The organism is Xanthomonas vesicatoria ATCC 35937, assembly GCF_001908725.1.
GTDB lineage: Bacteria > Pseudomonadota > Gammaproteobacteria > Xanthomonadales > Xanthomonadaceae > Xanthomonas > Xanthomonas vesicatoria.
On record NZ_CP018725.1, the window covers coordinates 1,684,795 to 1,696,878 of the forward strand.

Here is a 12,084-nt window from a genome sequence, read left to right on the forward strand (position 1 = left end):
GAGAACCCGAAGGCTCGGCGCCGCTGCACAGTGCGCGCGTGCAAATGCCTGGCTCGACGCGCATGTGCGTCGAGCCTTCTCACAAACGCAGCGCACGAGTGACCCATGCAGCGCTAGACACCGACCATGCCCGCCTGGCGGCGAGCCTGGGTTGGTCGCGCTTACGCGTGCCCGCCCACTGATGGCGTGGCGGCCTCCAGGGTTTCCAGTGCGCGTGCGACCGCTTCCGGCGACTTCGTGTACGGGGCAATCAAACTGTAGAACGCCGGCACCACGTACAGCGACAGCAACGTGGACAGCGACACACCGAAGATCACCACCACGCCGATGGTGGCGCGGCTGGCCGAGCCGGGCCCGCCGGCCACCACCAGCGGGATCGCGCCGACCACGGTGGCGATGGAAGTCATCAGGATCGGGCGCAAACGCACCGAGGCCGATTCGACGATGGCCTGATGCACGCTGCGGCCTTCGTCGCGCAACTGATTGGCGAACTCCACGATCAGGATGCCGTTCTTCGCCGCCAAGCCCACCAGCATCACGATACCGATCTGACTGAACAGGTTGAGCGTGCCGCCGGTGAGCCACAAACCCACCAACGCCCCCAGCACCGCCAGCGGCACAGTGAGCATGATCACCAGCGGATGGGCGAAGCTTTCGAACTGTGCGGCCAGCACCAGATACACCACCAGCAAGGCCATGCCGAAGGTCAGCAATACCGCGCTGCCGGATTGCTGGTATTCGCGCGATTCGCCCTTCCAGTCCAGCTGCGCGTACTCGGGCAGTTCTTCCTGCGCGGCCTGCTGCGCCCAGGCGATGGCATCGCCCAATGGGTAACCCGGCGCCAGACCAGCGGTGATGGTGATCGCGCGCAGGCGATTGAAGCGGTTCAAGGTGCCGGCTTCGGCCACCTCGCTCAACGTCACCAGATTCGAAAGTGGAATCAGTTCGCCACGGGTGGAGCGCACGCGGATGGCGGTGAGGTCTTCCGGCGCCATTCGGCCTTCTCGCCCGGCCTGCAGCATTACGTCGTATTCCTCGCCGTTGTCGACGAAGGTGGTCACGCGGCGCGAGCCCATCATCGCCTCAAGCGCGCCACCGATCGCAGTGACCGGCACCCCCAGATCGGCCGCACGCAGGCGGTCGATGTTGACGCGCATCTGCGGGCGGGTTTCCTTGTAGTCCGAATCCGGGCCGACCAGGCCAGGATTGGCTTCCATGCGCTGCAGGATGCGGTCGCGCCATTGCGCGATCTCGGCATAGTCCGGGCCACCGAGCACCAGCTGGAAGGGCTGGCCGCGGCTGCGGACCAGGCCGCCGCTGACCTGCGTGCGTGCGCGCACGCCGCTGAGCACATTGAGCTTTTGTTGCAGCTCATCGGCCACCTCGGTGGTCGGGCGTGTGCGTTTTTCCCAGTCCTGCAAGAACACGCTGACCCGGCCGGTGTGCATTTCCTCGCTGCTGCCAAACCCGCCGGGCACGCGCGGATTGGCACGCACGATGGGTTGGTCCGGACCCACATAGGGGCGCAGGATGTCCTCGACCTGATGCATCTGCCCCACCGTGTAATCGAAGCCGGCGCCCTCGGGCCCGTCGATCATGATCTGGAAATTGCCGCGGTCTTCGGCCGGCGCCAGCTCGGAGGGGATGCGGCTCATCAACCAGGCGCTGGCACCCAAGGCCAGCAGCATGAGCAATGCAAAGATCCAGGTGCGGTGCACGTGACGCTCCAGCGAGCGCCCGTACGCGCCGGATACCGCCTGCATGCGTCCGTTGAACCAAAGATGGAATCGATTGGGCTTGGCCTCGCTGTGCGAGCGCAGCAGCTTGGACGACATCATCGGCGTCAGCGTCAGTGCCACGAAGGCCGAGATCGCCACCGCCGCGGCCAGCGCGACCGCCAGCTCGCGGAACAAGCGGCCGGTATTGCCTTCCAGGAAGCCCACCGGCAGAAACACCGCCACCAGCACGGCGGTAGTGGCGATCACCGCAAACGCCACCTGGCCGGTGCCGCGCTTGGCGGCCACCAAGGGCGGCTCGCCCAGATCGATGCGGCGCTGGATGTTTTCCACCACCACGATGGCATCGTCCACCACCAGGCCGATACACAGCACCAGCGCCAGCAAGGTGAGCAGATTGATCGAGAAATCGAACGCGTACAGCGCAATGAACGCGGCAATCAGACACACCGGCACCGTGACCGCCGGAATCAGCGCCGCACGTGCACTGCCCAGAAATACCCAGATCACCACCAGCACCAGTACCACCGCTTCGATCAGCGTGTGATACACGCGCTCCACCGCCGCATCGATGAAGGTGGTGGTGTCGAAGGCGACGAAAATGTTGGTGCCCTGCGGCAGCGACTTCTGCACTTCTTCGGCCTGCGCACGCGCCTCGCGTGCTACATCCAGCGCGTTGGCGGTGGAATTGCGCACGATGCCCAGGCCCACGTTGGGTACGCCATTGCTCTGGAAATACGCGCGCCGCTCGGCCGAGGTCAGCTCGACCCTGGCCACGTCGCCCAACCGCACCACATAGCCGCCCTCGCCCTTGCTCAACGGCAACTTGGCGAAATCTTCCGGCTTGAGATAGCTGCGCTCCACGCGCAAGGTGAAGTCGCGCTGCGCTGATTCGATGCTGCCGGCCGGCAGCTCCACGTTTTCGTTCTGCAGCGCCGTTTCGACATCGGCCACGGTGAGCGCGCGTGCGGCCAGCTGGTCGCGGTCCAGCCAGATGCGCATCGCATAACGCTGGCGTCCGCCGATGCGCACCTGCGCCACGCCATCCAGGCTGGAGAAGCGGTCCACCACGTAGCGTTCGGCGTAGTCGGACAGCTGCAACGTGTCCATCGTGCTGGAGCTCATGTTGAGCCACAGGATGGGGTCGGCGTCGGCCTCGACCTTGGAGATTTCCGGCGGGCGCGCCTGGTCGGGCATGCGGTCGGACACGCGGCTGACCGCATCGCGCACATCGTTGGCGGCCGCTTCCACATCGCGCGATTGCACGAACTCGATACTGATGTCGGACGAGCCATTGCGGCTGCGCGCCTCGATGGTCTCGATGCCTTCGATGCCGGCCAGGGCATCTTCCAGCACCTGGGTGATGCGGCTCTCCACCACCGCCGCCGACGCACCGGTGTATTCCACATCCACCGAGACGATGGGCGGGTCGATGGCCGGCAGCTCACGCAGCGTCAGGCGGGTAAACGACATCACCCCCAGCACGATCAGCAACAGGCTCATCACCACCGCCATCACCGGGCGGGTAATGGACAGGTCGGAGAGTTTCATCGTGCGGCCTGCGGGCGCGCCGCTGCCGACGCAGGTGCGGCCTGGTCGACCACCTTCAGGCCCGGACGCAGCTTGCCGGTGCCGTCCACCACGATGCGCTCACCGGCCTTGACGCCTTCCAGAACCTCCACCTTGCCATCGCGCCGCTCGCCCAGGCGCACATCGGCGCGCTCCACGCTGCTGTCGGGCTTGACCCGGAACACGTACGACTCGCGGCCCACCTGCACCACCGCAATCTCCGGGATCACCACCGCCTGCCGCGCCGGCTGCAACAGCCGCACATCCAGCAGCATGCCCGGGCGCAGGCGACGATCGTCGTTGGGGAAGTCTGCTCGCACCGTCACCGAGCGGGTGGTCTCGTCGATGCGCGAATCGATTGCGGCAACCACGCCGTCGAAGCGCGCACCCGGATACGCCGCGGCGGTGCCGTTGACGGTATTGCCGAGCTGGACCAGGCCGAACTGCGATTCCGGCACCTGAAAATCCACGTACATGCGCGCCACATCGTCCAGCGTGGCGATCACGGTGCTCGAGGTGATCAACGACCCCGGGCTGATCTGGCGGATGCCAAGCACGCCGGGAAACGGTGCGCGCACTTCGCGGTCGGTGATTTCCGCGCGCATCTGCAGCACCCGCGCCTGCGCCGCATCGCGCAACGCACGCTGGGTGTCGACGGTGGACTTGGCGACCAACTGCTGGCCAACCAGACTCAACTGGCGGCGATAGAGCTGGTCGGTCTCCTCGAAGGTGGCCTGCGCGGCGGTCAGCGCGGCCTGCTGCGAATTGCCGCGCAGCCGCAGCAGCAACTGGCCGGCCTTGACCTCATCGCCGCTCTCGAAATACACCTGCTCGACCACGTCGCTGACCGCCGCAGTGAGCGCGACCGATTCGCGCGCGCGCACGGTGGCGATCGATTGCACGGTGGAATTCCAGGGCTGCACCGCAACCGGCTGCACGACCACCGGGATGGGCTTGGCAACGGCCGGCGCACTGGCCTGGCGGGCACAACCAGACAGCCACACGGCCAACAAGAGCGCGGCGCAACTGCGCGCGCTGGGCAGAACAAGCATCAGAACATCCTGGCGGGGTACCGCGAAAGTTTACCGACCTCGCCGCCATGCGTTGACAGAAAGGGCGCGCTTTGCACCATGACCAAAGACCCTTGCCGTCCGGGTCACGATGCGCTGGTCGGCGCGGCCCTCATTGCTGCAATCCAGCGCCCGGACAAGCCTGGGAACGCAGACCCACGCAATCACGCTACGGTTAAGTCCGACGCCTCGCACAACTTGCGGGAACTGGATGCAACGCCCTGATGGCTGCGCTCAGCGCTCCAGCCCCAGAAATTCGAGCACGTGGCGCGCCAGCGCCTCTACATTCTCACCATCGGCGTGAAGATGGATCTCCGGCGTCTCGGGTGCCTCGTACGGCGAGTCGATCCCGGTGAAATTGGGAATCTGCCCGGCTCGCGCCTTGCGGTACAGCCCCTTCACGTCGCGCGCTTCGGCAACCGCCAGCGGCACGTCCACAAACACCTCGACAAACTCGCCCTGATCGAAGCGCTCGCGCGCCAGTTGCCGCTCGGCGCGAAACGGCGAAATGAAACTCACCAGCACGATCAGGCCGGCATCGGCCATCAGGCGTGCCACTTCGGCCACGCGGCGGATGTTTTCCACGCGATCTTCGTCGGTGAAGCCCAGATCGCGGTTGAGCCCGTGGCGCACGTTGTCGCCATCCAGGATGAAGGTGTGATAGCCCAACGCATGCAGGCGCTTGTCGACCAGATTGGCCACGGTGGACTTGCCGGCACCGGACAGGCCGGTGAACCACAGCACGCGCGGCGTCTGCCCCTTGATGCGCGCACGGGCGCTGCTGTCCACATCCAGATGCTGCCAGTGCACGTTGCCGGCGCGGCGCAACGCAAATTCCAGCGTGCCGGCAGCCACCGTGGCGTTGCTTTGCCGGTCGATCAGGATGAAGCCGCCGAGCACACGGTTGCGTGCGTACGGCGCGAAAGCAATGGGTTCGTCCAGCGCCAGATTGCAGTAGCCTACTTCGTTGAGCTCCAGCCGTTTGGCGGCCAACCGCTCCTGCGTGTTCACATCGACCTTGTGCTTGATCTCGCTGATGCTCACGTTGACCGTGCGGGTGCCGATCTTGAGCCAGTACGGGCGCCCAGGCAGCAGTGCGGCATCGTCCATCCACAGCAGATGCGCGGCGAACTGGTCGGCCACTTCCGGCGGGTCGTCGATGGCGGCGATGATGTCGCCGCGGCTGATATCGATCTCGTCGCGTAAGGTCAGCGTCACCGCCTGCCCCGCGCGTGCGCTGGCTGCCTCGCCGTTGGCATCCAGCACCGCAGCCACCTGCGAACGCCGTCCCGATGGCACCACCACCACGGCATCGCCCACACGTACCTGGCCGGCCGCAATGGTGCCGGCGTATCCACGGAACTGCGAGTTGGGGCGATTGACCCATTGCACCGGCAGGCGGAAGCCGCTGCCCGCTTCCGGCGCCTCCACCTGCACGGCTTCAAGATACTGCAACAGATGCGGGCCGCTGTACCAAGGCATCCGCGTCGACGGGCTGGACAAATTTTCGCCATCGAGTGCCGATAGCGGAATGCATTGCACATCGGCAATGCCCAACTGCGCCGCCAACGCGCGGTAGCCCTCGGCGATGGTGGTGAAGACGTCGGCGTCGTAGTCCACCAGATCCATCTTGTTGACGGCCAGCACCACGTGGCGAATGCCCAGCAACGACACGATGTAGCTGTGCCGGCGCGTCTGCGCCAGCACGCCTTTGCGTGCATCCACCAGCACCACCGCCACATCGGCGGTGGACGCACCGGTGGCCATGTTGCGCGTGTACTGCTCGTGGCCGGGGCAATCGGCGACGATGAACTTGCGCTGGTCGGTATCGAAATAGCGGTACGCCACATCGATGGTGATGCCCTGCTCGCGCTCGGCCGCCAGACCGTCCATCAGCAGCGCGTAATCGATACCCTCGCCCTGCGTGCCATGCCGCCGGCTGTCGCTTTCCAGCGCGGCCAGCTGATCGTCGAACAAACGCTTGCTGTCGTACAGCAACCGCCCGATCAGCGTGCTCTTGCCGTCGTCCACGCTGCCGCAGGTGATGAAGCGCAGCAGCGGCTTGGATTCGTGTTGATGCAGGTAGGCGCCGATGGCGACGGGATTCGGGAGTCGGGAATCGGGAATCGCAAAGGCGTTTTCCGTCATCACGACGTTTGCAGCGAACTGCTGTTCCGATTCCCCATTCCCCACTCCCGATTCCTGGCCCATCAGAAATACCCCTCCAGCTTCTTCTGTTCCATCGATGCGCCCGGCGCATGATCGATCATGCGGCCCTGGCGCTCGGAGCTGGTGCTGACCAGCATTTCCGCGATCACCGCTTCCAGCGTGTCGGCGGTGGAGTCGATCGCGCCGGTCAGCGGGTAGCAGCCCAGCGTGCGGAAGCGCACCGAGCGCAGTTGCGGGGTTTCGCCCGGCCGTAGTGGCAGGCGGTCGTCGTCGACCATGATCAACGCGCCGTCGCGTTCCACCACCGGCCGCGCTGCGGCGAAATACAGCGGCACCACCGGGATCTTTTCGCGGTAGATGTACAGCCAGATATCCAGCTCGGTCCAGTTGGACAGCGGAAACACGCGCACGCTCTCGCCGGGCTGGGTGCGCGCGTTGTAGAGGTTCCATAGTTCCGGGCGCTGGTTTTTGGGGTCCCAGCGATGGCGCGCGTTGCGGAACGAGAACACCCGCTCCTTGGCACGCGATTTTTCTTCGTCGCGCCGTGCCCCGCCAATCGCGGCATCGAATGCACCGTGTTCCAGTGCCTGCTTCAGTCCCTGGGTCTTCATGATGTCGGTATGCACCGCGGCGCCGTGAGTGATCGGGCCGATGTCCTGCGCGATGCCCTCGGGGTTGATGTGCACGCGCAGGTCCACCCCGGTCTCGGCCGCACGGCGATCGCGGAAGGCGATCATCTCGCGGAATTTCCAGCGCGTGTCCACGTGCAGCAGCGGAATCGGCGGCGGCGACGGCGCGAAGGCCTTGAGCAGCAGATGCAGCAGCACCGAGCTGTCCTTGCCGACCGAATACAGCATCACCGGAGCCCGGAACTCGGCGGCGACATCGCGCAGGATGTGGATGCTTTCGGCTTCGAGCCGGTCCAGGTGTGACAGCGGTGGCAGGGTCATCAGGGTATCTGGGCGGCGGGCAAGACCCGCCGATGGTAGGCCAAGGCAGTGCAGTGTGTGGCGGGCAGATGTCTGCTTGAAATAAGCGGCCGGCATAACCCGATAACCGGTGATCCTTTCTAGACCGGCGAACACTTCCCTAACATCGTTCATCCACTCGCCGCCCCCGGATCCGAATGACCGCCGCCAGTTCCGCGCTACCGCCCAGCCCCTTGCCCGACGAGCGCAAGGCGACGCTGGAACGGTTGGTCGACGGCCTGGATGCCGCCTCGCTGTGGTGGCTGTCCGGCTACACCGCCGGGCTGGCGCAGGGCCACCCGCCGCGGTCGCTGGCGGTGCTGCCGGGCGGGCAACCGCAGGCGGCTGCGCAGGACAGCCAGCGGCTGACGGTGGTGTACGGCAGCCAGACCGGCAATGCGCGCCGCCAGGCCGAACAGCTGGCCGCCGAGGCCGAAGCCGCCGGGTTGAGCGTGCGGCTGCTGCGCGCCGATGCCTACCCCACCCGCGAGCTCGCCAGCGAACGGCTGTTGTATGTGGTGATCAGCACCCAGGGCGAAGGCGATCCGCCGGACGATGCGATCGGCCTGGTCGAATTCCTGGCCGGCCGCCGCGCACCCAGGCTACCCGAGCTCAAGTACGCAGTGCTGGGGCTGGGCGATTCCAGCTATGCGGAGTTCTGCGGCATCGCGCGGCGTATCGACGACCGCCTGGCCGAACTCGGCGCCAGCCGTGTGCAGCCGCGCGGCGAAGCCGACTTGGACATCGACAGCATTGCCGACCCGTGGCGCGCGCAAGCGCTCACGCATGCGCGCGAGCTGCTCAAGAGCGTCCCGCACTCGGCAACGGTCACGCCGTTGCGCAGCAGCCCGGTGGCGCCGGCATGGTCGCACCAGCACCCGTTTGCCGCCGAGTTGCTGGCCAACCAGATCATCAGCGGGCGCGACTTCAAGGGCCCGGGCTTTCGCGTCTACGCACAGCCCGGCAAGCGCGTGCGGCACCTGGAATTCTCGCTGGAAGGCAGCGGACTGAGTTACGAGCCCGGCGATGCGCTGGGCATCGTCCATCGCAATCCGCCGGCGCTGGTGGACGCGCTGCTGCAGACCTTGCGACTGGATGGTCATGCCGCGGTCACCGTCGGCGACCAGACGCTGGCCTTGAACGAGTGGCTGGCCACCCGGCGGGAACTGACCAAGCTGTCGCGGCCGTTTCTGACCGCCCACGCCGAGCGCGCGCGCGCAGACGAGCTGCAGGCGCTGCTCACCCCCACCCAGACTGCCGGCCTGGCGTCGTTGCTCTCCGATCATCAAGTGATCGACGTGCTGCGACGCTGGCCGGCGGATTGGGACCACGCCAGCCTGCTGGACACGCTGCGTCCGCTCACGCCGCGGCTGTACTCGATCGCCTCCAGCCGCAAGCGTGTGGGCGACGAGGTGCACCTGGCGGTGGACGAACTCAACTACCAGGCGCACGGGCATGCGCACCTGGGTTCGGCCAGCGGCTTTCTCGCCGCACTCGCCGAAGGCGACACCGCACCGGTCTACATCGAACCCAACGCACGCTTCCGCGTGCCCGCCGACCCAGACCGCGACATCCTGATGATCGGCCCGGGCACCGGCGTGGCGCCATTTCGCGGCTTCGTGCAGGAACGCGCCGAAACCGGCGCCAAGGGCCGCAACTGGCTGTTCTTCGGCGCCCAGCATTTCACTACCGACTTTCTCTATCAGGCCGAGTGGCAGCAGGCCTTGCAACGCGGCGAGTTGCACGCGCTGGATCTGGCGTTCTCGCGCGACCATGCCGAAAAAATCTACGTGCAACACCGCCTGCGCGAACGCGGCGCCGAGGTCTACGCCTGGCTGCAGGGTGGTGCGCATGTCTATGTCTGCGGCGCCATCGGCATGGGCAAGGACGTGCACGCCGCCTTGCTGGACATCGTGACCACCCACGGCGCGCGCAGCCCTGAGGACGCTGCAGCCTACCTCACTCAAGTGCAGGTGGAGGGAAGCTATGCGCGCGATGTTTATTGAGGCCGGGATTGGGGAGTCGGGATTGGGGATTCGTAACGGCGGGCTCCGAAAGTCTTCGGGTTGTCGTCGTACTGCCTCCGTTGTCGTGTTGCCAACCCCGAATCACGAATGCCGAATCCCGTCATGAGCCACTCTGTCGAAGACATCAAATCCGAAAGCCGCCGTCTGCGCGGATCGCTGGAACAGAGCCTGGCCGATCCGGTCACCGGAGCGCTGCGCGAGGACGATCAGACGCTGATCAAGTACCACGGCAGCTACCAACAGGACGATCGCGACATCCGCGACGAGCGGCGTCGGCAAAAGCTCGAGCCGGCGTATCAATTCATGATTCGCACACGCACGCCGGGCGGGGTGATTTCGCCCCGCCAATGGTTGGCGCTGGATGGCATCGCCACACGTTACGCCAACCACTCACTGCGCATCACCACACGCCAGGCGTTCCAGTTCCATGGCGTGATCAAGCGCGAACTCAAGGCGACCATGCAGGCGATCAACGCCACCTTGGTCGATACGCTGGCAGCCTGCGGCGATGTCAATCGCAATGTACAGGTCGCGGCCAACCCCTTGCTGTCGCAGGCACATGCCACGCTGTATGCCGATGCCGCGCGCGTGTCCGAGCATCTGCTGCCGAACACGCGTGCGTACTATGAAATCTGGCTGGACGAAGAACGCGTGGCCGGTTCCGGCAGCGAGGAGGAGCCGATCTACGGTGATCTGTATCTGCCGCGCAAGTTCAAGATCGGCTTCGCCGCGCCGCCGCTCAACGACGTGGACGTATTCGCAAACGACCTGGGCTTCATCGCCATCCTGCGCGATGGCGAGCTGGTCGGATACAACGTCAGCATCGGTGGCGGCATGGGCGCATCGCACGGCGATGCGGACACCTGGCCGCGCGTGGCCAACGTCATTGGCTTTGTCACCCGCGATCAATTGCTGGACCTTGCCACTGCCGTGGTCACCACCCAGCGCGACTTTGGCAACCGCGCGGTGCGCAAGCGCGCGCGCTTCAAGTACACCATCGACGATCATGGCCTGGACACCATCGTGGCCGAGATCCAGCGCCGCGCCGGGTTCGCCCTGCAGCCGGCAAAGCACTTCGCGTTCGAGCACAACGGCGACCGCTATGGCTGGGTGGCAGGCGAGGATGGCCTGTGGCATCTGACCCTGTCGCTGCCGGCCGGACGCATTGCCGACACCGACACCGGCGCGCATCTGAGCGGGCTGCGTGCGATTGCGCAGTTGAACGTCGGCGAGTTCCGCATGACGCCCAACCAGAACCTGGTCATTGCCGGCGTCCCGGCGCAACAGCGTGCACAGATCGATGCGCTGGTGGCGCAGTACGCGCTGGATGCGGGCAACCATGCCGCCACCGCATTGGCGCGCGGCGCGATGGCCTGCGTGGCGCTGCCGACGTGCGGCCTGGCGATGGCCGAGGCCGAGCGCTATCTGCCGGATTTCAGCGCTGCGCTGCAGCCGCTGTTGCAGCAGCACGGGTTGACCAACACCCCCATCGTGCTGCGTCTATCCGGCTGCCCGAATGGATGTTCGCGACCGTACCTGGCGGAGATCGCCCTGGTGGGCAAGGCGCCGGGGCGCTACAACCTGATGCTGGGCGGCGACCGTCGCGGCCAACGGCTGAACACCTTGTATCGCGAAAACATCGCCGAACCGGAGATCCTGGCCGCGCTGGCCCCGCTCCTGGCCCGCTACGCCGCAGAACGCGACCGAGCCAGCGACGAAGGTTTCGGCGATTTCCTGCACCGCAGCGGCCTGATCGCACTACCGCCCTACCCCACGCACCGTCACCTCGACCTGGACTTGCTCGCATGACCGCGCTGCCCGCTGCATCGATCACCTCTTCCGCGTTGGACGATCTGGACGCGCTCAACGCGCAGCTGGAAACGCGCCGTGCCGACGAACGCGTGGCGTGGGCGCTAGAGCATGGTCCGCAGGACGCCGCGCTGTCGTCCAGCTTCGGGGCGCAATCGGCGGTGACGCTGCATCTGCTCACCCAGCAGCGCCCGGACATTGCGGTGATCCTGATCGACACTGGATATCTGTTCCCGGAAACCTACCGCTTTGCCGACGCCTTGACCGACCGGCTCAAGCTCAACCTCAAGGTCTATCGCCCGCTCGTCAGCCGCGCCTGGATGGAAGCGCGCCATGGCCGGTTGTGGGAACAGGGCATGGTCGGTATCGATCAGTACAACAACCTGCGCAAGGTCGAACCGATGCGCCGCGCACTGGACGAGCTCAACGTCGGCACTTGGTTCACCGGCCTGCGCCGCAGCCAGTCCGGCGGACGCGCGCAGACGCCAATCGTGCAGAAGCGTGGCGACCGCTACAAGATCAGCCCGATCGCCGACTGGACCGACCGCGATGTATGGCAGTACCTGCAGGCGCACGACCTGCCCTATCACCCGCTGTGGGAACAGGGCTATGTCTCGATCGGCGACTTCCACACCACCCGCCGCTGGGAACCGGGCATGCGCGAAGAAGACACTCGCTTTTTCGGCCTCAAGCGCGAGTGCGGGATTCACGAGGACATTTGAGCTGGGCGGTGCTT

7 protein-coding genes are annotated in these 12,084 nt (G+C 66.0%); 3 read left to right on the plus strand and 4 right to left on the minus strand.

Annotation, left to right across the window (positions count from 1 at the left end; all coding sequences use genetic code 11):
- Nucleotides 1–161: 161 nt before the first annotated feature.
- From BJD12_RS07285 to cysD, 4 genes are all read right to left on the minus strand, one after another.
- A complete protein-coding gene (locus BJD12_RS07285; protein ID WP_058562318.1) occupies nucleotides 162–3,287 on the minus strand; it encodes an efflux RND transporter permease subunit in 3,126 nt (1,041 codons plus the stop codon).
- The gene (locus BJD12_RS07290) at nucleotides 3,284–4,357 is read right to left on the minus strand and encodes an efflux RND transporter periplasmic adaptor subunit (protein ID WP_005998201.1); all 1,074 of its coding nucleotides are present in this window, start codon (nucleotides 4,355–4,357) and stop codon (nucleotides 3,284–3,286) included. The genes BJD12_RS07285 and BJD12_RS07290 overlap by 4 nt, the downstream gene beginning before the upstream one ends.
- Before the next feature lie 252 nt (nucleotides 4,358–4,609).
- Nucleotides 4,610–6,586: a sulfate adenylyltransferase subunit CysN gene (cysN, locus tag BJD12_RS07295; RefSeq protein WP_058562319.1), complete on the minus strand. Its 1,977-nt coding sequence runs from the start codon at nucleotides 6,584–6,586 to the stop codon at nucleotides 4,610–4,612.
- A complete protein-coding gene (gene cysD / locus BJD12_RS07300) occupies nucleotides 6,586–7,494 on the minus strand; it encodes a sulfate adenylyltransferase subunit CysD (RefSeq protein WP_005988903.1) in 909 nt (302 codons plus the stop codon). The genes cysN and cysD overlap by 1 nt, the downstream gene beginning before the upstream one ends.
- A gap of 176 nt (nucleotides 7,495–7,670) precedes the next feature.
- On the opposite strand from cysD, the gene BJD12_RS07305 reads away from it, so the two are divergent.
- The 3 genes from BJD12_RS07305 (at nucleotide 7,671) to BJD12_RS07315 (ending at nucleotide 12,070) form a co-directional block, all read left to right on the plus strand.
- The gene (locus BJD12_RS07305) at nucleotides 7,671–9,518 is read left to right on the plus strand and encodes an assimilatory sulfite reductase (NADPH) flavoprotein subunit (protein WP_005988901.1); all 1,848 of its coding nucleotides are present in this window, start codon (nucleotides 7,671–7,673) and stop codon (nucleotides 9,516–9,518) included.
- A gap of 123 nt (nucleotides 9,519–9,641) precedes the next feature.
- Nucleotides 9,642–11,348, plus strand: coding sequence for an assimilatory sulfite reductase (NADPH) hemoprotein subunit (gene cysI, locus BJD12_RS07310; protein WP_005988900.1), 1,707 nt, complete (start codon nucleotides 9,642–9,644; stop codon nucleotides 11,346–11,348).
- A complete protein-coding gene (locus BJD12_RS07315; protein ID WP_005988898.1) occupies nucleotides 11,345–12,070 on the plus strand; it encodes a phosphoadenylyl-sulfate reductase in 726 nt (241 codons plus the stop codon). Before cysI ends, BJD12_RS07315 begins: the two co-directional genes overlap by 4 nt.
- Nucleotides 12,071–12,084 lie beyond the last annotated feature (14 nt).

Coding starts and splice junctions, on each gene's coding strand:
- BJD12_RS07285 (WP_058562318.1), bottom strand. CDS start 3,287: ATGAAACTCTCCGACCTGTCCATTACCCGCCCGGTGATGGCGGTGGTG.
- BJD12_RS07290 (WP_005998201.1), bottom strand. CDS start 4,357: ATGCTTGTTCTGCCCAGCGCGCGCAGTTGCGCCGCGCTCTTGTTGGCC.
- cysN (WP_058562319.1), bottom strand. CDS start 6,586: ATGGGCCAGGAATCGGGAGTGGGGAATGGGGAATCGGAACAGCAGTTC.
- cysD (WP_005988903.1), bottom strand. CDS start 7,494: ATGACCCTGCCACCGCTGTCACACCTGGACCGGCTCGAAGCCGAAAGC.
- BJD12_RS07305 (WP_005988901.1), top strand. CDS start 7,671: ATGACCGCCGCCAGTTCCGCGCTACCGCCCAGCCCCTTGCCCGACGAG.
- cysI (WP_005988900.1), top strand. CDS start 9,642: ATGAGCCACTCTGTCGAAGACATCAAATCCGAAAGCCGCCGTCTGCGC.
- BJD12_RS07315 (WP_005988898.1), top strand. CDS start 11,345: ATGACCGCGCTGCCCGCTGCATCGATCACCTCTTCCGCGTTGGACGAT.